24 protein-coding genes and 1 other RNA gene are annotated in these 22,718 nt (G+C 54.8%); 11 read left to right on the forward strand and 14 right to left on the reverse strand.

Annotated elements, in window-relative coordinates; all coding sequences use genetic code 11:
• Positions 1-3: 3 nt before the first annotated feature.
• A complete protein-coding gene (gene bmt, locus ACR0MQ_RS01940) occupies positions 4-1,017 on the reverse strand; it encodes a betaine--homocysteine S-methyltransferase (protein WP_170539486.1) in 1,014 nt (337 codons plus the stop codon).
• Between the two features lie 122 nt (positions 1,018-1,139).
• The gene (locus ACR0MQ_RS01945; RefSeq protein ID WP_170469973.1) at positions 1,140-1,460 is read right to left on the reverse strand and encodes a DUF1476 domain-containing protein; all 321 of its coding nucleotides are present in this window, start codon (positions 1,458-1,460) and stop codon (positions 1,140-1,142) included.
• Positions 1,461-1,647: 187 nt separating this feature from the next.
• Between ACR0MQ_RS01945 and purC the strand changes: the two genes are divergently transcribed.
• The 6 genes from purC (at position 1,648) to ACR0MQ_RS01975 (ending at position 9,893) form a co-directional block, all read left to right on the forward strand.
• Positions 1,648-2,403, forward strand: coding sequence for a phosphoribosylaminoimidazolesuccinocarboxamide synthase (purC, locus tag ACR0MQ_RS01950; protein ID WP_010439911.1), 756 nt, complete (start codon positions 1,648-1,650; stop codon positions 2,401-2,403).
• A 100-nt stretch (positions 2,404-2,503) separates the two neighbouring features.
• Complete coding sequence (purS, locus tag ACR0MQ_RS01955) at positions 2,504-2,734, forward strand: phosphoribosylformylglycinamidine synthase subunit PurS (protein WP_010439914.1); 231 nt, start codon at positions 2,504-2,506, stop codon at positions 2,732-2,734.
• A gap of 26 nt (positions 2,735-2,760) precedes the next feature.
• Positions 2,761-3,429, forward strand: coding sequence for a phosphoribosylformylglycinamidine synthase subunit PurQ (gene purQ / locus ACR0MQ_RS01960; protein WP_170770741.1), 669 nt, complete (start codon positions 2,761-2,763; stop codon positions 3,427-3,429).
• A gap of 36 nt (positions 3,430-3,465) precedes the next feature.
• Entirely contained in the window at positions 3,466-5,244 is a 1,779-nt protein-coding gene (locus tag ACR0MQ_RS01965; protein WP_480605517.1) for a sensor histidine kinase, read from the forward strand.
• A gap of 11 nt (positions 5,245-5,255) precedes the next feature.
• Positions 5,256-6,590, forward strand: coding sequence for a sigma-54-dependent transcriptional regulator (locus ACR0MQ_RS01970; protein WP_010439922.1), 1,335 nt, complete (start codon positions 5,256-5,258; stop codon positions 6,588-6,590).
• A gap of 510 nt (positions 6,591-7,100) precedes the next feature.
• Complete coding sequence (locus tag ACR0MQ_RS01975) at positions 7,101-9,893, forward strand: Rne/Rng family ribonuclease (protein WP_480605519.1); 2,793 nt, start codon at positions 7,101-7,103, stop codon at positions 9,891-9,893.
• A gap of 55 nt (positions 9,894-9,948) precedes the next feature.
• Here the strand turns inward: ACR0MQ_RS01975 and ACR0MQ_RS01980 are convergent, their stop codons facing one another.
• The gene (locus ACR0MQ_RS01980) at positions 9,949-10,182 is read right to left on the reverse strand and encodes a sulfurtransferase TusA family protein (protein ID WP_170469979.1); all 234 of its coding nucleotides are present in this window, start codon (positions 10,180-10,182) and stop codon (positions 9,949-9,951) included.
• Between the two features lie 105 nt (positions 10,183-10,287).
• On the opposite strand from ACR0MQ_RS01980, the gene ACR0MQ_RS01985 reads away from it, so the two are divergent.
• From ACR0MQ_RS01985 to ACR0MQ_RS02000, 4 genes are all read left to right on the forward strand, one after another.
• On the forward strand, positions 10,288-11,040 hold the full coding sequence (locus ACR0MQ_RS01985; protein ID WP_010439928.1) for a cytochrome c biogenesis CcdA family protein: 753 nt from the start codon (positions 10,288-10,290) through the stop codon (positions 11,038-11,040).
• Between the two features lie 87 nt (positions 11,041-11,127).
• The gene (locus ACR0MQ_RS01990) at positions 11,128-12,339 is read left to right on the forward strand and encodes a hypothetical protein (RefSeq protein WP_480605523.1); all 1,212 of its coding nucleotides are present in this window, start codon (positions 11,128-11,130) and stop codon (positions 12,337-12,339) included.
• Positions 12,336-13,685: a cytochrome P450 gene (locus ACR0MQ_RS01995; RefSeq protein WP_480605526.1), complete on the forward strand. Its 1,350-nt coding sequence runs from the start codon at positions 12,336-12,338 to the stop codon at positions 13,683-13,685. Before ACR0MQ_RS01990 ends, ACR0MQ_RS01995 begins: the two co-directional genes overlap by 4 nt.
• Positions 13,686-13,757: 72 nt before the next feature.
• Positions 13,758-14,639: a fructose bisphosphate aldolase gene (locus ACR0MQ_RS02000; RefSeq protein ID WP_170770755.1), complete on the forward strand. Its 882-nt coding sequence runs from the start codon at positions 13,758-13,760 to the stop codon at positions 14,637-14,639.
• A gap of 12 nt (positions 14,640-14,651) precedes the next feature.
• Here ACR0MQ_RS02000 and ACR0MQ_RS02005 read toward each other — a convergent pair whose 3' ends face one another.
• From ACR0MQ_RS02005 to fumC, 4 genes are read right to left on the reverse strand one after another with little or no spacing between them, the layout of a single operon-like run.
• On the reverse strand, positions 14,652-15,254 hold the full coding sequence (locus tag ACR0MQ_RS02005) for a DNA-3-methyladenine glycosylase I (RefSeq protein WP_170770757.1): 603 nt from the start codon (positions 15,252-15,254) through the stop codon (positions 14,652-14,654).
• A gap of 59 nt (positions 15,255-15,313) precedes the next feature.
• Entirely contained in the window at positions 15,314-15,535 is a 222-nt protein-coding gene (locus ACR0MQ_RS02010) for a ribbon-helix-helix domain-containing protein (RefSeq protein ID WP_170770759.1), read from the reverse strand.
• Positions 15,532-15,708, reverse strand: coding sequence for a DUF4169 family protein (locus ACR0MQ_RS02015; protein ID WP_170770761.1), 177 nt, complete (start codon positions 15,706-15,708; stop codon positions 15,532-15,534). The genes ACR0MQ_RS02010 and ACR0MQ_RS02015 overlap by 4 nt, the downstream gene beginning before the upstream one ends.
• Positions 15,708-17,102: a class II fumarate hydratase gene (gene fumC / locus ACR0MQ_RS02020; RefSeq protein ID WP_170770763.1), complete on the reverse strand. Its 1,395-nt coding sequence runs from the start codon at positions 17,100-17,102 to the stop codon at positions 15,708-15,710. Before fumC ends, ACR0MQ_RS02015 begins: the two co-directional genes overlap by 1 nt.
• A gap of 222 nt (positions 17,103-17,324) precedes the next feature.
• Here fumC and ACR0MQ_RS02025 point away from each other — a divergent pair, with 222 nt between their 5' ends.
• Positions 17,325-17,873, forward strand: coding sequence for a hypothetical protein (locus ACR0MQ_RS02025; RefSeq protein WP_170770962.1), 549 nt, complete (start codon positions 17,325-17,327; stop codon positions 17,871-17,873).
• Between the two features lie 28 nt (positions 17,874-17,901).
• Here the strand turns inward: ACR0MQ_RS02025 and ACR0MQ_RS02030 are convergent, their stop codons facing one another.
• The 7 genes from ACR0MQ_RS02030 to ACR0MQ_RS02060 all read right to left on the reverse strand — a co-directional run bounded on the left by ACR0MQ_RS02030 (position 17,902) and on the right by ACR0MQ_RS02060 (position 22,699).
• Positions 17,902-18,372 carry an SspB family protein gene (locus tag ACR0MQ_RS02030; protein WP_170470011.1) on the reverse strand — a complete coding sequence of 157 codons (471 nt, stop codon included), beginning with the start codon at positions 18,370-18,372 and terminating at the stop codon, positions 17,902-17,904.
• A 76-nt stretch (positions 18,373-18,448) separates the two neighbouring features.
• Positions 18,449-19,699 (reverse strand): chromate efflux transporter, encoded by a 1,251-nt coding sequence (chrA, locus tag ACR0MQ_RS02035; protein WP_170770765.1) that lies wholly within the window; start codon positions 19,697-19,699, stop codon positions 18,449-18,451.
• Positions 19,696-20,511 carry a chromate resistance protein ChrB domain-containing protein gene (locus ACR0MQ_RS02040; RefSeq protein WP_480605531.1) on the reverse strand — a complete coding sequence of 272 codons (816 nt, stop codon included), beginning with the start codon at positions 20,509-20,511 and terminating at the stop codon, positions 19,696-19,698. The genes chrA and ACR0MQ_RS02040 overlap by 4 nt, the downstream gene beginning before the upstream one ends.
• Before the next feature lie 127 nt (positions 20,512-20,638).
• On the reverse strand, positions 20,639-21,073 hold the full coding sequence (locus ACR0MQ_RS02045; RefSeq protein ID WP_170770769.1) for an ester cyclase: 435 nt from the start codon (positions 21,071-21,073) through the stop codon (positions 20,639-20,641).
• 99 nt (positions 21,074-21,172) lie between these two features.
• Positions 21,173-21,520: a transfer-messenger RNA gene (gene ssrA, locus ACR0MQ_RS02050) on the reverse strand.
• A gap of 36 nt (positions 21,521-21,556) precedes the next feature.
• Positions 21,557-21,919 (reverse strand): DUF4345 family protein, encoded by a 363-nt coding sequence (locus ACR0MQ_RS02055; RefSeq protein WP_170539524.1) that lies wholly within the window; start codon positions 21,917-21,919, stop codon positions 21,557-21,559.
• 48 nt (positions 21,920-21,967) lie between these two features.
• On the reverse strand, positions 21,968-22,699 hold the full coding sequence (locus ACR0MQ_RS02060) for a FadR/GntR family transcriptional regulator (RefSeq protein ID WP_170770771.1): 732 nt from the start codon (positions 22,697-22,699) through the stop codon (positions 21,968-21,970).
• Positions 22,700-22,718 lie beyond the last annotated feature (19 nt).

The raw sequence follows: 22,718 nt of genomic DNA on the forward strand, positions 1-22,718 counted from the left end.
CATTCAGGCGCGGCGGCGACGTCGTGTGCGTCGTTCAGGCACCGCCTCGTCGCCGGTGCCATCTGAGGCTGAGGTAAACGGACCAAGCGCCGATGTAATCTGATCCAGGGTCGGGCGATCTCCGCGTTGGCCGCTATCCAGTGCTTCCCGCATCTTGCGCAGATGCGCAGGCATGGTGCCGCAGCACCCGCCAATAATTGTCGCACCTGCATCTCGGGCCATGGCGGCGTATTGGCCCATCAGTTCGGGCGTTCCGTCGTAGTGGATATGTCCGTCCACGTATTTCGGAATGCCCGCGTTTCCCTTGGAAATCAGCGGACGTTCGCTGCCCTGAGCAGCGAAACCAAGCACCGTACGTAAAATGTCGGACGCACCCGTACCGCAATTAGCCCCAAAGGCCACAGGGGGATTGGGTAGGGTTTCGACAATCATCGCCAGATCAGAGGATGTAACACCCATCATGGTCCGGCCCGCGGTGTCAAAGCTCATTGTGCCGCACCAAGGCATGTCGGCCAGAGCAAAGGCCTCGGCTGCGGCGCGGAACTCTTCTGGGGCGCTGATGGTCTCAAGCCACAGAACGTCTGCGCCTCCGGCTTTCAACGCCTCTGCCTGCTCATGAAACATCTCGACGGCTTCAGCATGCGAAAGGCTGCCAACGGGCTCCATGATTTCACCGGTCGGGCCAACAGAACCTGCCACAACAATTGGGCGGCCTGCATTGTCTGCAACTTCACGACCCAGCTCTGCCCCGATACGGTTCAATTCGGTCACACGGTTCTGGGCATCATGCAGTTTCAGACGTGCTGAGGTTCCGCCGAATGTGTTGGTGAGAAACAGATCGCTACCGGCATCGACCGAGCCCTGATACAGCGCGCGAATCTTGTCGGGAGCATCGACGTTCCACAACTCAGGTGCATCACCAGATTGCAGGCCCATGTTGAACAGGTTCGTGCCCGTCGCACCATCCGCAAGAATGACGTCGACGGTTTCAAGTAGAGTGCTGAGCGCGTTTGTCATTGAGGTATTCCAAGAATAAGGCCGTGGCCCGTCAAAATATGAGACGCCCCGTGTCTCATGACCGGGGCGTCAAATCAAATTCATAAAACTCATGAAGATCATGAGTTTTGCATTTTACGCAATCAATCTTCGGCTTCCGCCATAACCTGTTCTTTGGCTTCAACCAGCAGTTCCGCCATTTTCGCACGAATCTTGGCCTCGTCTGCAAGATCGCCAAGATAGCCTTTAACCGCCTCGACGACATCGTCCTCGCTGACATTCTGCAGATCGGTATGGACCAGTTCCTGGCCATATTTCCGAGCTTGCTCTACGGTTTCGCCCTTCAGTGCCGATGCCCAGACAGCCATAAACCGGTTACGGCGCATCCGCGCGATGAACTGCATCTTTTCGTCATGAGCGAATTTGCTTTCAAATGCGGCTTCGCGTTCGTCGAATGTGGTCATTGGTTCGGGACCCCTTGGCTTGAATTCTCTTTCCTGATGATATGACTATACGACGCCTCGGGCGCAAGGTATTTGCGCTGCGTCAAAGCCTCTCGGGGTCGCGAACTTGCGGGAAGGCGGGGCTTGCACTATGAGGGCGCCAACGTAAGGGGACTCATTCCCTTTCCCCAGCCTGGAAAGGTCGCTCATGGCGCGTCGCAAGAAGATTTACGAAGGTAAAGCCAAAATTCTGTATGAAGGCCCGGAACCGGGAACCATCGTGCAGTATTTTAAGGACGACGCCACTGCTTTCAACGCCGAGAAAAAAGATGTCATCGACGGCAAGGGTGTTCTGAACAATCGTCTGAGTGAATTCTTCATGACTGGTCTGGCCCAGATCGGGGTGCCAACGCACTTCATCCGCCGTCTTAACATGCGCGAACAACTGGTGCGGAATTGCGAGATCGTGCCGCTGGAAGTCATCGTGCGCAACTATGCCGCCGGAACGATGTCCAAACGTCTTGGTATCGCCGAGGGGACTCAGCTGCCGCGCCCGATTGTTGAATACTGCTACAAGGACGATGCGCTGGGTGATCCGCTGGTGACTGAAGAGCACATCGCGGCATTCGGCTGGGCTAGCCAGCAGGACATGGACGATATCCTGAGCCTTGCACTGCGTGTGAATGATTTCATGAGCGGTGTAATGCTGGCTGTCGGCATTCGACTGGTCGATTTCAAGATTGAGATCGGGCGCGTGTTCGAAGGTGATTTCCAACGCCTGATCATTGCGGACGAGATCAGCCCCGACAGTTGCCGTCTTTGGGATATCGAAACCGGTCAGAAGTTGGACAAGGATGTGTTCCGCCGCGACTTGGGCAGCCTGACGGATGCCTATTCGGAAGTCGCCCGTCGTCTTGGTGTTCTGCCCAAAAGTAATGTGACCAAGCCAACGCTGATCAACTGATCCTGCCCCGGACGGGCAGGGTTGTCCGACACGCCCAAGCGGGGTATCCCGCGCGCAACGAAACGGATCGGAGAGCGGTCCACCAGTGGAGTTTTCGAAAATGAAGGCACGTGTGCATGTGATGCTCAAGAACGGGGTTCTGGACCCGCAGGGTGAGGCTGTGCGTCACGCATTGGGTGCGATGGGTTTTGATCAGGTCGAAGGTGTCCGTCAGGGCAAAGTGATCGATTTGGAACTGGCCGACGGCGCGACCGAAGCGGACGTAACTAAAATGTGCGAAAAGCTGTTGGCCAACACGGTCATCGAACGCTTCGAGATCGAACTGCTCTGAGTTTTTCCGACCTAGGAGGGTCCGCCATGCGCGCAGCCGTCATCGTTTTCCCCGGTTCCAACTGCGATCGCGATCTCGCTGTCGCCTTTGAACAGGCCGGTTTTTCCGTCGATATGGTCTGGCACAAGGATGCCGCGCTGCCCGAGGGTATCGATATCGTCGGTGTTCCGGGTGGATTTTCCTACGGCGACTATCTGCGCTGCGGCGCGATTGCGGCGCAGTCACCGATTTGCAAAGCGCTGGCTTCGCATACCGAGCGTGGTGGTTACGCCGTCGGTATCTGCAACGGGTTTCAAGTTCTGACCGAAACTGGAATTCTGCCCGGCGCACTGCTGCGAAATGCCGGTCTGAAATACATTTGCAAAACTATCGGACTAAAAGTCGAAACCAGCAACAGTGCATTTACCGAAGGGTATAATGCCGGTGATGTGATCGATATCCCGATTGCCCATCATGATGGTAACTATTTCGCCGACGACGCGACCATTTCTGAACTTAAGGATCAGGATCGCATTGCCTTCACTTACGCCGAGAATCCCAACGGTTCGCGCGACGATATTGCGGGCATTTTATCACACAACCGCCGCGTGTTAGGCATGATGCCCCACCCCGAGCGGGCGGCGGATTCAGGCCACGGTGGCACTGATGGAACGGCGCTCTTCCGCGCATTGGCCGGGGTGTTGGCGCCAGCGTGACTTGAGGTCATCAGTCGGGACGCGTAGCGTCAGAACATGACTGCCCAAAATCAATCAGACCGCAACGGGTTCCCGAACCGACTGCGTGGCTCGCCAATGGGCTGGCGGTTGCGTCTTGCTGTGTTCTTGCTGCTGCTTGTAACGGTCGCCACAGTCTGGATTACCAACAGTCTTCTGACCAGCCGTTTCACAGAATCTACCCGCAACCGGGCCGAACTGCGTCTGGCGCTGTATTCCGGTAACTTGCTCAGTGAATTGCGTCGCAATTCCATCGTTCCGCAACTTCTTTCCAGAGACCCAACGCTGATCTCGGCCTTGCAGTCCAGTGACTATACGCTGTCGACTCAGCGGCTGATCTCTTTTGTAGAAGAAATTGGAGCGGCGTCGCTGGTTCTGTTGGACGGAGATGGGCTTACGGTGGCGGCAACCGATCGCAATCGATTGGGTGAGGGGCATCGTAGCTCTCCCTACTTCATTGATGCGATGCGATCGAATGCTACGATATTCTCGGTCATCCCGCGCGAGGCTGGGGGATACAGCTTTGTCTATTCACGCAGAATTGAAGCCAATGCAGAGATACTCGGGGTGATTGTGGTCGAGGTCGATTTGCAAAAATTCGAGCGCGCCTGGGCCGGGATTTCTGATGCAGTGATGGTGACAGACAGCACCGGTGCGATCATTCTGTCGACTGAACCACAATGGCGCGGCCTGGAAGAAGGAAGTGCTATTCTGCGCCAACCCCCTCAAAGTGCCATTCAACGTGCGATCCGCGCGACGACCGACTGGAATGCGCTGCCGCCTGATGCTTACTTGCAGGGTGAAGCTGTGATGCGAATGGAAACTCGCATACCGTTCCGGGGCTGGCAGATGACATCGTTCACCACCTATTCGTCAATCAGGGAACGTGTGAACAGCGTTCTCGCGCTTGAAATCATGGCATTTGCGATTCTTCTGGCGCTGACCTTCTATGCGCTCAGTCGCAGGGCCACCTCGCGCATGACTTTGTTCCAGCGAGAGTCGGCGGAGCTTCGCGCATTGAACGCCAGGCTGCAGCGGGAAATCGCTGAGCGGGAAAGGGTTGAAAAGACGCTGGAAGTTGCCGAGCAAACGCTTGCTCAAAGCTCGAAACTGGCGGCTCTGGGTGAGATGTCGGCAGCGGTGAGCCACGAGTTGAACCAGCCACTGGCCGCTATGAAAACCTATCTGGCAGGCGCGCGTTTGCTGTTGCGTCGGAACCGACCGGAAGAAGCGCTGGCCAGTTTTGGTCGCATTGATGGTTTGATTGAACGGATGGGTGCGATCACGCGCCAGCTAAAGTCGTATGCCCGCAAGGGCGCGGATGCGTTTTCGCCCGTAAATCTAGGCGAAGCGCTGGCATCGAGCCTGTCGATGATGGAGCCGCAGCTCCGTCAAAGGCACGTTAAGATAACCCAGATTTTACCCGAAGTCCCTGTTATAGTGATGGGGGATCGGATGCGGATTGAACAGGTTATGGTCAATCTCTTGCGCAATGCGCTGGATGCCACCAAATCTGTAGCTGAACCTGATGTCGAAATTATCCTGGCTGCAGGAGATACTGCTGTACTGACCGTACGTGATAATGGCCACGGGATCGAAGATATCGAAAACCTGTTTGAGCCGTTTTATACGACCAAACGCCCCGGAGACGGTGTTGGTCTGGGGCTTGCCATCTCGTCCGGGATCGTGAACGACCATGGCGGACGTTTGACCGCACGAAACGGCCAACAGGGCGGCGCGGTGTTTGAGATGCAATTGCCCATTCTGGGAAGCGACGGCCTTGAGGCCGCGGAATAAAGGAAGTGACTATGGCACAGGCCATGAAAATCGCCATCGTGGATGATGAACAGGACATGCGCCAGTCGATTAGCCAGTGGCTGGCTCTGTCGGGGTATGACACGGAAACCTTCGCCAGTGCCGAAGATGCGCTCAAGGTGCTTGGTCCGGAATATCCGGGGATCGTGATCTCTGACATCAAAATGCCTGGCATGGATGGCATTCAGCTTCTAAAGAAATTGATGGGCGCGGATAGCACATTACCGGTGATTATGATCACGGGTCACGGCGATGTTCCAATGGCCGTCGAAGCCATGCGGGTGGGTGCTTTTGATTTTCTTGAGAAACCGTTCAATCCTGACAAGATGTCTGAACTGGCCAAGAGGGCCAGTAACGCACGACGTCTGACACTGGACAACCGGGCGCTGCGCCGCGAATTGTCGGGTGGCACTCAGATCATGAACAAGCTGATTGGTGCCAGCCCCGTCATGGAACGCTTGCGCGAGGATATTCTTGATCTGGGGCAGGCCGATGGTCACGTTCTGATCGACGGTGAAACGGGGACCGGGAAGACTTTGGTGGCACATGCCTTGCACGCTGTCGGGAGCCGGGCGGGCAAAAAGTTTGTTCTGGTTTCTTGTGCCGCGTTGGAGGAGGAAGCGCTGTCGAAGCGCTTGTTTGGCCCGATGCTGCCAGAGGATACTCAGTTGCCTGCCATCGAAGAAGCACGAGGCGGGACATTGGTTTTGGAAGATGTCGAAGCGCTGAGCGATACGCTGCAGGCGCGTTTGCTGAGTGTTATGAACGAACAGGGGACGCCTGCGGAAACGCGGATCGTTGCGATCTCGAATCTGCAGGAGGCCGGCAAGACATCTGAGGATGTTTTGCGGCCTGACCTGTTCTACCGGCTTGCGGCCTTGCGCATCACGATGCCGCCGCTGCGTCAGCGCGGCGAGGATATCCTGACTCTGTTTACGCGCTTGAGCGAACAGTTTGCCGAGGAATATGGTTGCGATGCACCCCAAGTCAGCGCACAAGAAGCGGCGCAGCTATTGCAAGCCCCTTGGCCGGGGAATGTTCGGCAGTTGATCAATATTGCCGAGCGCGCAGTGCTTCAATCGCGACGCGGATCAGGGACGATTGCGTCGCTGCTGATGTCAGATCATGAAGAGATGCAGCCCGTAATGACCACCGAGGGCAAGCCGCTAAAGGAATATGTCGAAGCTTTCGAACGGATGCTGATCGACAATACGATGCGCCGTCATAAGGGTTCGATCGCATCCGTGATGGAAGAGCTTTGCCTGCCGCGCCGAACATTGAATGAAAAGATGGCAAAGTATGGATTGCAGCGCTCGGATTACCTGTAGGCCGGAGAGGGGGCCAGCCCCCTCTTGAGCCTTAGGCTCAATTCACCCACGAGATATTTTCAGCCAGATGAAGAGATCCTGTGCTGTGATCTGTGGGTGTTATTCAGTTTGCCCATTGTCTTTTCCACAGGACTGCTTTTATTGTGTTCGGACGGGCCGGGCGATTTGACGCCCAGAAGTCCCGAATCATTGAGTTTCGCTACTGATCTGCTGCTGAGGATCATTTCCACGCAGTTCAGCAGGCCGATTGTGCCCCAGCCGGGGCAACTGAGTACCTGAACCCGTTCTGGCGGGTGAAAGGAATAATGGGCAGGCCGCGGCCCTATCCCGCGCCTGTCGGAGAAGAACCGCGATGACGCGCGCGCAACGATTGAGTATACGGGCAGGGGGCCACAGCGCCGCACCCTGCCGCGCGCCGTCTGAAATCGCCCGTACAAGACACCTCCCCAAAAGCGCCTGTCCGCCTGGACGGGTCAGGACAACGCGTTTGGCGCGGTGCACCAAGGACACATGGCTAAGAAAATGCTTATCGATGCCACCCACGCGGAGGAAACCCGCGTTGTGGTGGTCGATGGAAACAAGGTTGAGGAATTTGACTTTGAATCCGAAAACAAACGCCAGCTTGCTGGCAACATCTATCTTGCAAAAGTAACGAGGGTTGAGCCGTCGCTTCAGGCGGCCTTTGTGGATTATGGCGGGAACCGGCACGGGTTTCTGGCGTTTTCTGAGATTCATCCGGATTATTATCAGATCCCGGTCGCCGACCGCGAAGCGCTGATGGAAGAAGAGCGCGCTTATGCCGAAGCCATGAGGGCGCGGGATGAAGCAGAGGAATCCAAACCCAAAAAACGTCGCTCGCGCTCACGAAGCAAGGCGGCAGATGTGAAAACGGATGATCCGGTCGAAACCCTCGAAGTTTCGTCCGAACCCACCGGTATGGAAACCATCGATCTGGGAGATGAAACTGAGGAGACCGATCTATCGGTTCCCGAGGGGACTTCGCCCATGGAAACGGTTGCCGAGACCCCTGTAGAGGAACCGGCCGACGAAGCAGTTGACCAGCCGGAAGAGACCGCGATTGAGAAGGTTGCCGAGCAAGAGGCACCCAGCGCGGAAGATACCTCTGAGGAGCAATCCGAAGCTGTTGCAGAGGATGTCACAGAAGGAGCATCCGAAGAGACTGCCGAGCATGTGGCTCAGGAAGAAGCCGTTGAGGGCTCTGTTGACGCGGAGACCTCGGAGGAGGCTGATCAAGACGTGGACGAGAGCGAGGAGGCCAAGGCGCCGGACGCTGCCTCGAAAGACGACTCGATCGAATCCGTAGCGGATGAGGATGATAGCGAGGACATCCGTCCTCCGCGTAAACCGCGCCCACGCCGGTACAAGATTCAAGAAGTCATCAAAGTGCGCCAGGTTCTGCTGGTGCAGGTGGTCAAGGAAGAACGTGGCAACAAGGGTGCGGCGCTGACCACATATCTTTCGTTGGCCGGTCGTTATTGCGTGCTGATGCCAAACACGGCGCGCGGTGGAGGGATCAGCCGCAAGATCACCAACGCGGCTGACCGGAAGAAATTGAAGGACATCGCCTCGGAGATCGACGTACCAACAGGTGCGGGTCTGATCGTGCGCACGGCAGGGGCCAAGCGCACCAAGTCAGAGATCAAGCGCGACTATGAATACTTGCAACGTATGTGGGAGCAGATCCGCGAACTGACACTGCAATCCATCGCGCCGGCAAAGATTTACGAAGAAGGCGACCTGATCAAACGATCGATCCGCGATCTCTATAATCGTGATATCGATGAAGTTCTGGTTGAAGGTGAGGGCGGGTATCGCATCGCCAAAGACTTCATGAAGATGATCATGCCGTCCCATGCCAAAAACGTGAAACGGTATGAGGATGCGCTGCCGCTGTTCGCGCGTTATCAGGTGGAGAGCTATCTGGCGGGGATGTTCAACCCGACGGTTCAGTTGAAATCGGGTGGCTACATCGTTATCGGCGTGACCGAAGCCCTGGTGGCAATCGACGTGAACTCGGGTCGGGCGACCAAAGAAGGCTCGATCGAGGAAACTGCGCTGAAAACGAACCTAGAGGCCGCAGAAGAGGTGGCACGCCAATTGCGTCTGCGCGATCTTGCAGGCCTGATCGTCATCGATTTCATTGATATGGACGAGCGTAAGAACAACTCGGCTGTTGAAAAACGCTTGAAGGATAAGCTGAAAACAGATCGCGCCCGTATTCAGGTGGGCCGGATTTCGGGCTTTGGTCTGCTTGAGATGAGCCGCCAACGTCTGCGGCCCGGTATGCTTGAAGCGACGACACAGCCGTGCCCATCTTGCCATGGCACCGGTCTGATCCGATCGGATGACAATATGGCGCTGTCGATCTTGCGCCAGATCGAAGAAGAAGGCACCCGCCGCCGTTCGCGTGAGGTTCTGGTGAGGTGTCCGGTCAGCATCGCCAACTTCCTGATGAACCAGAAACGTGAACATATCGCTCAGATCGAGGCGCGGTATGGTTTGTCGGTGCGCATCGAAGGGGATGTGCATCTGGTTAGCCCTGATTTCTCGATGGAGAAGTTCAAAACCGCGAGCCGCGTTGTTCCCGAGGCTACTGCCCCGGTGGTATCGGTGGATGCGTCCCTGATGGATTTGGTCGACGCCACCGAAGAGGAAGAAAGCGAAGAAGAAGTCACAGTACAGAACGAGGAAGAGGCCAAGCCGAAGCGCAAGCGTCGTCGGCGTCGGCGCAAAAAGAACGCGGGCGGTTCAGAGGCGTCTGATAGTGATACTGACGAAACTGAGGCCGAGAATAACGCTGAGGCGGCTGAACGGGCTGAAACTGTTGAGACCGAGCAGGCCGAGGCTGAACCGGTTAATGAGGAAGCGGCTGAGAAACCAGCCAAGCCCAAGAAGCGTCGGGCGCCGCGTCGCCGGAAAAAGGATGCAGATACTGACACCGGTGCCAACGAAACTCAGCCTGCCACAGATGACACGGCGGCTGAACAGGCGAACGAACCAGTTGCCTCCACAGTTGAGGTTTCCGACGCCGAACCAGAGCAAACCCCAGAAGCCCAGAACCCCGGGGAAGTACCCGAACCTGAGGTTGCCGAGGCTCAGCCAGTAGAAGCTTCTGAACAGGCTGAACCGGTGGCCATAGAGGCCGAGGAACAGCCAATAGAGATTGAACCTGAAGTTGTTGAGACTGAGACCCCGGAGCCTGTCTTGGAGGTTGTGACGGAAGAACCTGAACCTGCGCCAGCCAAGCCAAAGCGGCGCGGGTGGTGGTCACTCGGGCAATAATGAAAAGGCGGGCTGATTGGCCCGCCTTTTTCTTTAATACTATCGTGACGAGTCGCTAGTCGGATTTTCGGATCAAATAGATCTGATGACCATCTACACTGTCTTGTGAAATGAGCGTGTGACCCGCCTCAGTACAGAAATGCGGCACGTCGATTATCGCTGCCGGATCATCAGCAAGCAGGCGCAGGACGCCACCTGCAGGTAAGGATTTAAGCCTTTTTCGGGCCTTGAGGACGGGTAGAGGGCATAACAATCCCAGCGCATCCAACGTATCTGTCTCATCTGTCATTCGGTTGAGATATTTCCAACAAGGGGCACTGTCCAGCGTGTAACCACGAGGATGTGACCGAATGGCCCCGTGACGAAACCCACTTGATACCATATGTGCTGATCCATGTTCGGAATTGAGATCATCGATGCAGGACTTTTACCTGCCATGTTTGTCGCCTTGCTCGGCGGGCTGATCAGCTTTTTGTCGCCCTGCGTGTTGCCGATTGTGCCCCCCTATCTTGCGTATATGAGCGGCGTGACCATTCACGAGATGCAGGACGAGGCGCGTGCGCGGCGCAAGGCGACCCTGTCGGCGCTTTTCTTTGTTCTGGGTCTGTCGACGGTATTTCTTCTGCTGGGCTTCACAGCATCGGCCTTTGGGGCGTTCGTACTCCAGAATCAGGTGCTTTTTGCTAAATTGTCAGGCGCGGTGGTGATTGTTTTTGGCCTGCACTTTCTGAATGTGTTCCGTATCCCTCTGTTAGATCGCGAAGCGCGCGTTGATGCGGGAGAATCCGGTGGTTCCGTATTCGGGGCCTATATTCTGGGCCTGGCGTTTGCTTTTGGCTGGACGCCCTGCATCGGTCCTCAACTGGGGGCAATCTTATCGTTGGCCGCGTCAGAGGCGTCTGTCGCACGCGGCACGTTGTTACTAGGTGTTTATGCTGCAGGGCTGGGTATTCCGTTTCTTTTGGCCGCAATGTTCCTGAACCGCTCCATGGCCGTTATGAACCGTATCAAACCTCATATGGGTACGATCGAAAAGGTGATGGGTGGGTTGCTATTGTTCGTCGGTATCATGTTGATCACTGGGCTGTTCACGGAATTCAGCTGGTGGCTGCTTGAAACATTTCCAGCTTTGGCGAATTTTGGTTAACCCTCTGGCGCTAAACGTGGATGGTTAAACGGCGGGTCTTACCTTGACCTTGCCGCTGCGCTAATCTGCCGATCAGAGGGCCGGGTCATGAGCAGTCAACAAACCCAACCACAGGTGCGCAAGCGCCGGGTGTTTTATATACCCGGCTATGATCCGATTCCCCCACGCCGCTATCGCGAACTCTATCGAAGAGAGAGCCGTTCCCAGGCCGCGATATCTGGCTACGAGATCGATGTGATCGGCAAAACCGATGGTGGAGCCTATGGTTGGCGCGTTCTTTCACATCAAGACGGTGTATCTGTTGAGACCGAGATCGAGGTTTTGGTTTGGGCTGATATCGTTAAGGACAGCATGGCGCGCTCGATACTGGCGACGTATTTTCAGATGGTACAGACCGCCTGGATCTACATATCAACGGGAACGCTTTGGCGCCTTATGCAATTGCGCAAGGGTCCGGTTATCGCCGCACTATATCCGGTAGGAATGTTATTGGCTCAACTTGCGCTGGCTCTGCTGGTTGGGTGGGGTGTTGCTGTTGGGTTAAGCACGTTCATGTGGTGGTGGTCTGTGCTGCCTGCTGCTGTGGCCGTTTACGCTCTGATGCGCTGGTTTCGAGCGATCGACAACCGATTGTTCGCCTATTACCTGATGCATGACTATGCGCATTCCGCACGTTTAAAAGGTGCATATTCACCTGAGCTGACAACGCGGCTTGACCAGTTTTCAGATCAGATTTTGCAGGCCCTCGGATCTGACGTTGATGAGGTTTTGGTGGTCGGCCATAGCTCTGGGGCTCATCTTGGCGTGACAGCCCTGGCTGAGGTTCTAAGGAGGCAGGGCAAGATCGGCGGGCCGGCCTTGTCATTCCTGTCATTGGGGCAGGTCGTGCCGATGGTTTCCTTTTTGCCTAAGGCCCGCGCATTGCGGACCGATCTGCAATATCTCTCGGGTAGCGAGGGGCTGGCTTGGGTCGATGTTTCAGCACCCGGAGACGGCTGCGCCTTCGCTTTGTGTGATCCGGTGGCGGTTAGCGGAGTATCGCTACCCAACAAATGCTGGCCGCTGGTACTGTCTGCAGCGTTCACTCAAACTCTTTCACCCAAGCGCTGGAAAAAGCTCAGGTGGCGGTTCTTTCGGCTGCATTTCCAGTATCTGTGCGCGTTCGATAGGCCCAATGATTACGACTACTTCAAAATAACCGCGGGCCCGCAAACGCTGGGAGAAAGGTTTGCTAACCGAACACCTTCGCGTTCACGCATTGAACGCACCATTTCGAAACACACTACGGTGGCGGCATGAGGCCACCTAAACCTGCTTCACGGCCCGATAAGGTTTCACTCTGGCGGTATATGCGTTTGTTTCGACAAGACCTTCTGTCGGCGCAACCTCAACGTTTGTATCGGGCCTGGATGGCTGAGTTTCGGACGCCTTTCTTTCGATCGTTCCTGATCAACCAACCGGAACTGATCCGCACTGTGTTGAAAGATCGACCCGATGTGTTTCCCAAATCAAGCCGCATCAGCGAAGGTTTGCGCCCGCTGCTGGGGCAGTCCGTGTTTCTGACCAATGGGGCGGTCTGGAAGCAGCAGCGCAGGATCATCGATCCTGCGTTTGAAGGTGGCCGATTGAAAGACACATTTCCTGCGATGGTAGATGCGGCGCAAGCTTGCGTCGACAGGCTTGGGGTGCGGATTGGGCAGGACGTGGAATGTGAAGAGATCACCAGCCACGTGGCCGCAGATGTCATATTTAGAACCTTGTTCTCGGTTCCGATTGAGCATGAGGTAGCTGCGCAGGTTTTTGAAAAGTTCAGGATCTATCAGCGCGAACAACCTTTGTTGAACCTGGCAGCCTTTGTACCGATTCCCAGATGGGCCCCCCGGTTGCATTCGCGCAAGACGCGTCAGACCGCCCGACAAATACGCGCTCTGATCAGCCAACTAACACTTGACCGGGCAACAGCAATCAAGAACGGAACGGCACCTGATGATCTCGCCACAAAGATCATGACGACTAACGATCCAGAGACAGGCAAATGCTTTGACGCGCAAGACATGGTCGATCAGGTCGCTATTTTCTTTCTCGCGGGGCATGAAACCAGTGCATCGGCGTTGGCATGGGCCCTGTATCTACTGGCCTTGTATCCCGATTGGCAGGATAAGCTGGCAGAAGAGGCGCAAGCGCTGGATACACCCGATTTCTCGGCCATGTCCCACCTACGACTTAGCCGCGACGTATTTCGTGAGGCGCTGCGCCTGTATCCGCCTGTTCCAATGATGGTGCGTGAAGCCTCCTGTCCGGAAAAATTCCGTGACCGAGATATCCCGCAAAAATCTCAGATCGTGGTCAGCCCCTGGCATTTACATCGCCACGAACGCTTATGGGACAGACCAGACGAATTTGATCCCGGGCGATGGGCAACAGAGAACGGAAAGGCCTGTCAGCGTGACGCCTACATCCCATTTTCTGCCGGCCCTCGAGTTTGCACAGGCGCGGGGTTTGCCATGGTTGAGGGTCCTCTCATACTGTCGATGCTGCTGCGTCGATATCGCTTCGAAACAATCGAAGGCAAAACGCCCGTACCGGTCGCACATCTGACCGTCAGATCAAAGGATGGGATTTGGTTGCGCCTAGTTGAGCGCTAACAAACTACCATCGTTCGTCGGCTTGCTGTATGCGGTTGGAAAATGCGGAATCATATTGAACGGGAATGAGTTATGTCGAAAGCAGAACAGCGCGCGCAGATGTCCGAAGGCGCAGGATTTATTGCAGCCCTGGATCAAAGCGGCGGTTCAACCCCAAAAGCACTGGCTTTGTACGGCGTTGATGCCTCTGGGTATAACTCGGACGAAGAGATGTTCGGAGAGATCCAGAAGATGCGTGCGCGGATCATTCTGGCAGAAGATTTCACCAAGGAAAAAGTGATCGGGGCGATCCTGTTCGAACGAACGCTGGGTGAAGAAATCGAAGGCAAGAAGGTCGCAGATTACCTGTGGTCGGTCAAAAACATCGTGCCATTTCTGAAGATCGATAAAGGGCTTGAGGATCAAGCCAATGGCGTTCAAATGATGAAGCCTATCCCGGGGCTGGTAGAAACCCTGTCCAAAGCGGATGGCGTATTCGGAACCAAGGAACGCTCGGTCATCCACGAAGCCAATGCGCAGGGCATCGCGGATGTTGTTGCACAGCAATTTGAAGTGGCCCGGGTCGTTACAGACGCAGGCATGGTGCCGATTGTCGAGCCCGAAGTGAACATCCATTCGGAAACAAAAGCCGAGGCTGAAGACATCTTGAAATCAGAAATCCTGAAGAACCTCGATCAATTGGCCGAGGGGCAGGAAGTCATGCTGAAGTTGACCATTCCAAGTCAGGCCAACTTGTATGACGAGGTAGCCGACCACCCACGTGTCCTGCGCGTGGTTGCGCTGTCGGGTGGATATTCGACCGAGCAGGCTTGTGACCTGCTCGGCAAGAACGGCAAGATGATCGCGTCTTTCTCTCGCGCGCTGACTGAAGGCTTGTCCAAGCAACAATCCGATGCGGATTTCAATGCAGCGCTCGGAAGCAACATTGACAATATCTACCGCGCCTCGATCTGATCGCAGGAGATTTTATTCTGGCCTGATGAAATCGCGGCGCATTTGCGTCGCTTTTTCGCGCATGGCACATCCCAATGCGTGATCATTGATCAACCCCATGGCCTGCATGAAGGCAAACACGGTCGTAGGACCGACGAATTTCCAGCCACGTTTTTTCAGATCTTTCGACATCGCAATGGATTCTGCCGAAGTGGATGCGCTTTGCGGGGCAGGTGGCGTCTCAGGCTCGTACCTCCAGACATATGCTGCCAATGATCCTTCAGCTGCGATTACGTCCTGCACGCGACCGGCGTTATTGATCACGGCTTCGATCTTGCCGCGGTGACGTACAATGCCTTTGTCGTCCAGAAGACGATTGATATCTGCATCAGAAAACTCTGCTATCTTGTTGAAATCAAAGTTTCTAAACGCTGCTCTGAAATTCTCGCGTTTTGACAGAATGGTGCGCCAGCTCAGGCCCGACTGAAAGCTTTCAAGGCATAGTTTTTCAAACAACCGTCTGTCGTCGGAAACGGGATATCCCCATTCGTTGTCATGATAGTCGAAGAATTCAGGGGCGGCGTTGCACCACGCGCACCGAGATCTCCCATCTGGACCCGTTGCCAAATCGCTCATGAATGTACCCTTTTTGTTCCCCGCGAGGATAAGCGACGAGATCGGCTGAAATCAAGCAATCATTCAGTTTGACGATACCAATTCAGAATGAAAACGCGAATAGCCGAAGCTAACCCGGTTTCAGGATCACGATCTGCATCAATATTTGCCGCCAGAACATTGATTGGAATATCTTTTTTCCGCGCAATGTCACGGAATGCCTGCCAGAATTCATCCTCAAGCGATACGGATGTTCGATGACCTTGCAAGGTCAGAGAGCGTTTGATAGGCCGCCCGCTCATTCGTCGACCTTGTGACCGTCGAGGTCGCGGCGCTGGCGCATTTGCTCCAGCTTTACCACAGCTTTCTCGGATTTGGTCTGTCCGTGCTTCGCAGCGTTTGCATCTGCACGGGCCTTCTTTTCGGCCCGCGTTTTTTCTTTTCGATACCGGTTCAGGTTGACCGGCTTGCCCATCAGTTCTTGGGCCCGATCATCTTCTCAGGGCGGACAACTGCGTCGAAGGTTTCTTCATCGACAAAGCCCAGTGCAATCGCTTCTTCCTTGAGCGTCGTGCCATTCTTGTGCGCCGTCTTGGCGACGGTCGTGGCGTTGTCATACCCGATGGTGGGGGCCAGAGCGGTCACCAGCATCAACGACTCTTTCATCAGTTTATCGATGCGCGGTTCATTGGCTTTGATGCCTAGTAGCATCCGTTCGGTAAAGCTGTCGGTCGCATCACCCAACAGTTGGATGGATTGCAACAGGTTATACGACATCATCGGGTTATAGACATTCAGTTGGAAATGTCCTTGCGAGCCAGCAAACTTCATTGCTGCGTCATTGCCCATCACGTGCGCGGCCACCTGTGTTAACGCTTCGGCCTGGGTCGGATTGACCTTACCGGGCATGATGGACGAGCCAGGTTCATTCTCGGGCAGGATAAGTTCGCCTAGCCCCGAGCGGGGACCCGAACCTAACAGACGGATATCATTTGCGATTTTATAGCAGGATCCGGCGATCGTGGCCAAAGCGCCGGACAAGAAGACCATGGCGTCATGAGCGGCCAACGCTTCGAATTTGTTTGGTGCAGTAACGAAGGGAAGGCCGGTGATTTCGGCCATATTCCTAGCGACAGCCTCGTCCCAACCGTCATGCGTATTCAATCCAGTACCAACGGCGGTGCCACCTTGTGCCAGTTCATAAATGCCAGGCATCGAGGCTTCGACCCGCGCAATGCCCTGACGAATCTGATGCGCGTAACCGCCGAATTCCTGTTCCAGTGTCAGCGGGGTGGCGTCCTGTGTGTGGGTGCGACCGATCTTGATGATCCCGGCGAACTCTTTCGCCTTGGCTTCCAGCGCAGACGCAAATTTCTCGAGCCCAGGCATCAGCACATCTCGCACACTCATTGCGGTGGCGATGTGCATAGCAGTAGGAAATGTGTCGTTCGAGGACTGACCCATGTTGCAATGATCGTTCGGATGTACTGGCTCTTTCGAGCCGATCACGCCACCCAAAATCTCGATCGCGCGGTTTGCAATGACCTCGTTCGAGTTCATGTTGGATTGAGTACCCGACCCGGTTTGCCAGACGACCAAGGGGAAGTTGTCGTCAAACTTACCCTCGAATACTTCTCCTGCGGCCTGAATAATCGCGTCAGCGATCTTATCATCCAACTTGCCCGTCGCCTTGTTTTCCATTGCGCAGGCCTGCTTGATCACGCCCAGCGCCCGTACGATTGCAACGGGTTGCTTTTCCCAGCCAATTGGGAAGTTCATGATCGAGCGTTGTGTTTGTGCGCCCCAGTATTTGTCGGCGGGCACCTCAAGAGGGCCAAAGCTGTCGGATTCGGTACGGGTTTTAGACATCGGTCGCTCCGGTCTGGTATGCAGTCGTATGCCGTTTAACCGCAGCGGGGCTGAGGCGCAATCGGCCAGTTGAGCGCACCATAAACCTAGGCCGGACAAAGGTATAGACGAAGCGCCGCACCAATTAATTTCTGTTAGCGAAAACAGTGCCATTGTGCGCAGATGGACTAAAGTTAGAATGAAGTTACATAGAGGACGGAGTCAGCCATGCGAGTATCATTTATGAACAGACCCCTGCATGCGGTTGCGTTGGCGTTTGCCGCATGTATCTGGCTGGCCGCATCTTTACAGCACGCCAACGCGACCAATATTGAGCCTTTTGTCGGCGATTATACTGGATCTGCCGAAGTTGTTGACGCCGATGGTACTTCGACGCCTCGGGATATGAGTGTTTCAATCCATGAGATTAAAGGTGGTTTCAATGTAAGTTGGACCACCACGACTTACAAAGCAGATGGGCGCATCAAGGATGAGAAATATTCGGTTGATTTTCAAAGCTCAGATCGTGCGGATGTTTATTCTGCCGCAATGAAACGCAACGTGTTCGGGCACGAGGTGCCGCTTGACCCGATGAAAGGTGAACCATTTGTCTGGGGCAGGATTGAAGGCGACACTCTGACTGTATTTTCGTTGTTCATCGCAGAAAATGGGGGCTACGAGTTGCAACAGTTTGACCGGACCTTGGCAGATGGCGGTTTGGATCTGTCATTTTCGAGGTTCCGGGACGGAGTCAAATCACGCTCGGTTGAGACATTTTTGAAAAAGGAGTAAACCCCACATCAAGCGGGGAACTACCTAATTATTTTCGGAAGCTATCCAGCGAAACCACATCCGCATCATGATGCTGTGGTTCCGGTTCTTCCGCTTCCAGTTCGATTGGGGCTTCATCCGCCACAAAGACTTCGTCGTCCTCATCCTCGGGGCTTTCAAAGCGCAAGCCAAACTCGACCGAAGGGTCAACGAAGGTTTTTATTGCCATATACGGTATGTACAGCGGCTCAGGCGCATCGCCGAAATTCAACGTGATCGAAAATCCTTCATCGCCGACTTCGAGATTCTCGAACCAATGCTGCATGACGATCGTCATTTCACCGGGATACCGCTCTCGTAGCCAGTCAGCCAGTTCAACGCCTTCATATCGTGTATCAAAGGTGATGAAGAAATGATGTGCTCCGGGCAGGCCAGTCTTGGACACATCCGTCAGGACGGTCTTGATCAGGCCCCGCATGGCCGTGTGCATCAGATTCCCGTAGTCGATGTCTTGCGACATGTTTGATCCTCGAAAGTGGTTAATACCAGCATAGTTCATTCGGACGGAAACGAAAGGCCGTGCTGGGCTGTATTGGTCACAAAAACTGCAACCCGATTCCGGCCAGAACCATAATTCCTAATGTGGTCGCTAAACCGGATTTCATACGGAAAATCAACAGGCCAGCTAGCACCGTAAGAACAAGCGCCCTGATATCGAGCGTAGCAGGATCGGGCAGGGGGATTGACACAGGTCCCAATGACCAACCGGGGAGAGAGCCAAACAGAACGTTCAACCCAAACCACACGGAGAGGTTGAGAATCACTCCGACAACCGCAGCCGTGATGCCGTGCATAGCGGCCCCAAGCCGAGGGCGTGCTGCAATTCTGTCCAGTTGTGGCGCCGCGAGGAAGATCCAGAGGAAGCAGGGAACAAATGTCGCCCATAAAGCGACAACTCCGGCCGCTAGTGCAAGTGATGGCCCTCCGGCAACCTGTCCAGTCAGCATCGCCACAAATTGCGTCACAAGGATTAGAGGTCCCGGCGTGGTTTCGGCCAGGCCAAGCGCGTCGATCATCTGATCCGTACTGATCCATTGGTATGTGTCCACAACGGTCTGGGTCATATAGGCCAGCACCGCATAAGCTCCTCCAAAGGTGACGACGGCAAGACGGGCAAAAAACCAGCCTAAGTCGCTGAGCAGTTCCTGCCCTGACAATTGCAGTAAAAACAAAGGTCCCAGCCACAATATGAGCCAGAATACTGCCGTTTGAACGGGTTTGCCTAATGCCGGGCTTGCTTGGACGGCTGTAGGAGCTTGGCCTTTGGACGTGGCAAAGCCCCAAAGGGCCGCGCAGAAAATGATCAGAGGGAAGGGTAGGTTGAACAGAAATATTCCAAGAAACGCGAGCCCGGCGATCATCTGATGTTCGGTATCGGTCAACGCCTTTTTCGACAGATTACGCAAGGCTTGAAGAACGATGATAATGACAGTGGCCTTGATGCCCAAAAACCCCGCCTGAACCAGTGGCAATGTACCATACGCTGCATACAGCGCTACAAGTATTGCAATGACCAGCGCCCCGGGCAGGACAAACAAGCCACCTGCAATCAAGCCTCCGGTCACACCACGCAATCGCCAACCCGCGTATGTTGCCAGCTGCATGGCCTCGGGCCCCGGCAATAACATGCACAACGAAAGCGCGCGCAGATAGGTTTGCTCGTCCAGCCAGGGGCGTTTCTCGACGAGTTCCTGATGCATCAGTGAAATCTGCGCCGCTGGCCCACCAAAGGACAAAAGCCCGATACGCCCGAAAACGCTGAACAACTCACGGTACGATAGTGTCATTTCCCGTGACCTGCTGGCCAGTCATGTGTTTCACCAGATCCATCCCGCGCCCATCGATAAAGCGCATCGTAGATATGCAGACCAGCCTCCAGTTGTTGCTGATTGTCCCGATATTGGCGCGACAGTCCGACCGATATTGCCAATAATCCAGCAGCTTCTGGCGCTAAATTATGCCTGTTGGTGTCAGCCGCGCGTATTATGGTGGCCAATCGGTCCATTAGTTCGGAATGCAGGTTGAACACGTCCAGCATGGTATCGAAGGTGCATTTCTCACCGCGATGGCTCCAGTCGACACCTTCGACGTCAAAGGGAGTGGCGCCGAAATGCTCCGCTACTCCCTGTATTTCGCCGGGCGCCACAAAAAGGAAGCGCGCTTGAGCGTCGACAAACCTTCGGATTAACCAAGGGCACGCAATGCGATCAATCTTGGGGCGATGTCGTGTCACCCAAATCGTACCGCCCTGGGCAATCTCAGGCAGGGCAGAAATAGGCACGGAGGGTGCCCCTGGCAGATCGCGCCAGGCAAACATGCCGCCCTCAAGATATTCGGACATTACGCCCTCGGATTGCAGCCAAGAGACGACACCCTGGCTTAGTTTCTTGCCTTTTTGACAAATCACAACAGAAGAGCGATCTCCGATCCATTCTCTGATTTTGTCAACATCTTTGAAAGAACGACGAATAGCGCTCGGAACAAGCACAGGGTCGTCCGCAAAATCCGCCTCGGTTCGCACGTCGATAAGGACAGGCGCCTTGGGCGTACCGATTAAGCGAAGCAGTTGTCGGGGTGTTATTGCATTGGGGGCAGCCATTGCATGTTTCCTTGTGGCTTTGGATACATGCGAACTTGGGCTGCCGCCTCACGGGGTGTTCGCAAGCTTACCCCTTGAACCTCTGCTATCGCGTGGATGCGGTAGGGGTCAAGCTTGCGGTTGTGGTTTAACCGACCCAGTCCAACCTTTGCCCAGTCATGCAAACCGGAAGCGTATCCTGCGGGAACTGCCCAAGCTGCTCAAAGAGTGAAATGAAATCGAACTGATTATACGCCTCGACCATTTTATCCCCTTTGAATCGGGCCATGACTTGCCCGGTAACCTCTAATGGTGCGCCGTTGTCAGCCCGAAATGTGCGGACGTGAAGAACTCCGGACACCCAATCACCGTTTTCAATGATTTTGGGGAGGTCGACCTTGATTTCGCCCAGCACATGTCGGAAGGCCATGACCAGATCGCGAAAATCATCGGCCCCAACTTGCATTTCGGGGATCAACCCCTCGGCCATCGTGTCTGGAGCAAAAAAGTGATCGATTGCGTCGGTATTGCCCTGTTCCCAAACCTCAGAATACCACGCCCTAAGCCTGTCAGAATTCGTCATCTTAACCCTCCTGTCGCCTGGACAGAAATGTGGGATAAACAAGTGAATAAATCCTGAATCTCTAATGAGCTATGAGCAATAAACAGACATAACAGGGAAAATGCAGGTTTCTGTTGCCAGGTACCTGCGAACCCCGCCTTACGCGGCTAGGCGCAAGGGCTTAAGTTTCGGTCTTGCTACTGCTTACGCAGCAACTGCAACCGGAGCACGATTGTCGTTTGCAATTGTACTATTTTCGCCGATAACGGTGGCAGACAGCCGAGACAAAGCTAACCCCTTTAGACGTTCGTCGATCCTGTTTCGGCCCCAAAATCCCCAAACGAAGGATGGTTGGTGGAGCCGCCGGGTACCGCCCCCGGGTCCGATCCGCTTATTACGAGCGCGTTTATGTCCATAGTCCCGAGGGACCTCTCTTATATAGGTGAGGTGACGATGGGATGCAAACTCGGAATCTGGGCTATGGGGTGGTTTTGTTTCAATGGGTTACGATGCTCTGTTCATGTTTGCCAGAATAAGCCAGATGGCGAGAACAAGTTCGATTCCACCAAAAATCAATGCTTTCGCCAAAGGTGGATGATCGAGAGCAACAGAAACGAATCTGCCAAGTGCTGCTCCAGAATAGACTATCCCTAGCATCACATAAGCCATCGGATTGTTAAGCCACAGCACCGCAGCGCCGGTGACTACAAACAGCCCACCAACCGAGGCGCGCATTTCACTGAGACCCATGGTGCTTTTGGTCGGGACCAGATCCAATGCGTTAGCAGTATGCGCAGGCGCCAGGAAGCCAAATAACCCGAAAGCAATTGTCAGCAAGGCGGCAACTACATTGAGGACAGTGATCATTTTCACCTCATGTTTCCATTTCAAACCTCTGATATAAAGCTATTTAGATCAGGCCGGTTTGCGTTTTTTCTCGGCGACATCTTGCGCCAGTTGCCGAGTATAGCTCTCAAGCTGAACCAGCACTGCATCAACCTTTTCAACGTCACGCGCCTCTAAGGCATTGGCGATTTTGGTGTGCAACGCGATGATTTCTTCCCGCGAACGAGCGGTGAAGGTGATCATGTTCATTAATGGCTGCATCGCCTCGACAGCGCCAGCCAGCTGGTAGGACAAGACCGGATTGCCAGCGCCATCGACCAGCGCTCGATGGAAGGCAACATCTGAGGCGCAGAATGCTTCGTCGGTCAGACCGGGCTGTGCCTGCCGAAAGATCTCGGCCCGCATTGTCGCAAGCTGATCTGCCGTTCGACGTTGCGCAGACAGGGACGCACAGGCTCGTTCCAACGCGTACCGTGCCTCGCACGCAGTGTCGAAACTGACCGCGTTCATCGACAGTAATAGCGTTGAGGTCGTAACCTGTTGAGAATAAGCGCCTTCAAAGCTTAGTCGATTTACAAACGCGCCCCCTGTGGCCCCACGTTGTGTACGGATCAGAGATTGTGCCGCCAAGCGTTTCAAAGCTTCGCGAACAGTCGGGCGCGAGACATTGAATTGCTCGGCAAGTTCAGATTCGGAGGGCAAGCGTTCATCGACGATGAGCTGCCCCGATATGATGGCATCCCGGATCGCTTGGGCAATTTGAGCCGATAGATCGGCAGAGCTTTGGGGGTCAATCTTCATCGTCGCTTGCGTCAAAAGT

It is taken from the genome of Ruegeria sp. AN6, assembly GCF_056540425.1.

Bases quoted from the DNA above. Each gene is read 5' to 3' on its own strand.
- bmt (WP_170539486.1), bottom strand. From the start codon at position 1,017: ATGACAAACGCGCTCAGCACTCTACTTGAAACCGTCGACGTCATTCTT.
- ACR0MQ_RS01945 (WP_170469973.1), bottom strand. From the start codon at position 1,460: ATGACCACATTCGACGAACGCGAAGCCGCATTTGAAAGCAAATTCGCT.
- purC (WP_010439911.1), top strand. From the start codon at position 1,648: ATGGCGCGTCGCAAGAAGATTTACGAAGGTAAAGCCAAAATTCTGTAT.
- purS (WP_010439914.1), top strand. From the start codon at position 2,504: ATGAAGGCACGTGTGCATGTGATGCTCAAGAACGGGGTTCTGGACCCG.
- purQ (WP_170770741.1), top strand. From the start codon at position 2,761: ATGCGCGCAGCCGTCATCGTTTTCCCCGGTTCCAACTGCGATCGCGAT.
- ACR0MQ_RS01965 (WP_480605517.1), top strand. From the start codon at position 3,466: ATGACTGCCCAAAATCAATCAGACCGCAACGGGTTCCCGAACCGACTG.
- ACR0MQ_RS01970 (WP_010439922.1), top strand. From the start codon at position 5,256: ATGGCACAGGCCATGAAAATCGCCATCGTGGATGATGAACAGGACATG.
- ACR0MQ_RS01975 (WP_480605519.1), top strand. From the start codon at position 7,101: ATGGCTAAGAAAATGCTTATCGATGCCACCCACGCGGAGGAAACCCGC.
- ACR0MQ_RS01980 (WP_170469979.1), bottom strand. From the start codon at position 10,182: ATGACAGATGAGACAGATACGTTGGATGCGCTGGGATTGTTATGCCCT.
- ACR0MQ_RS01985 (WP_010439928.1), top strand. From the start codon at position 10,288: ATGTTCGGAATTGAGATCATCGATGCAGGACTTTTACCTGCCATGTTT.
- ACR0MQ_RS01990 (WP_480605523.1), top strand. From the start codon at position 11,128: ATGAGCAGTCAACAAACCCAACCACAGGTGCGCAAGCGCCGGGTGTTT.
- ACR0MQ_RS01995 (WP_480605526.1), top strand. From the start codon at position 12,336: ATGAGGCCACCTAAACCTGCTTCACGGCCCGATAAGGTTTCACTCTGG.
- ACR0MQ_RS02000 (WP_170770755.1), top strand. From the start codon at position 13,758: ATGTCGAAAGCAGAACAGCGCGCGCAGATGTCCGAAGGCGCAGGATTT.
- ACR0MQ_RS02005 (WP_170770757.1), bottom strand. From the start codon at position 15,254: ATGAGCGATTTGGCAACGGGTCCAGATGGGAGATCTCGGTGCGCGTGG.
- ACR0MQ_RS02010 (WP_170770759.1), bottom strand. From the start codon at position 15,535: ATGAGCGGGCGGCCTATCAAACGCTCTCTGACCTTGCAAGGTCATCGA.
- ACR0MQ_RS02015 (WP_170770761.1), bottom strand. From the start codon at position 15,708: ATGGGCAAGCCGGTCAACCTGAACCGGTATCGAAAAGAAAAAACGCGG.
- fumC (WP_170770763.1), bottom strand. From the start codon at position 17,102: ATGTCTAAAACCCGTACCGAATCCGACAGCTTTGGCCCTCTTGAGGTG.
- ACR0MQ_RS02025 (WP_170770962.1), top strand. From the start codon at position 17,325: ATGAACAGACCCCTGCATGCGGTTGCGTTGGCGTTTGCCGCATGTATC.
- ACR0MQ_RS02030 (WP_170470011.1), bottom strand. From the start codon at position 18,372: ATGTCGCAAGACATCGACTACGGGAATCTGATGCACACGGCCATGCGG.
- chrA (WP_170770765.1), bottom strand. From the start codon at position 19,699: ATGACACTATCGTACCGTGAGTTGTTCAGCGTTTTCGGGCGTATCGGG.
- ACR0MQ_RS02040 (WP_480605531.1), bottom strand. From the start codon at position 20,511: ATGGCTGCCCCCAATGCAATAACACCCCGACAACTGCTTCGCTTAATC.
- ACR0MQ_RS02045 (WP_170770769.1), bottom strand. From the start codon at position 21,073: ATGACGAATTCTGACAGGCTTAGGGCGTGGTATTCTGAGGTTTGGGAA.
- ACR0MQ_RS02055 (WP_170539524.1), bottom strand. From the start codon at position 21,919: ATGATCACTGTCCTCAATGTAGTTGCCGCCTTGCTGACAATTGCTTTC.
- ACR0MQ_RS02060 (WP_170770771.1), bottom strand. From the start codon at position 22,699: ATGAAGATTGACCCCCAAAGCTCTGCCGATCTATCGGCTCAAATTGCC.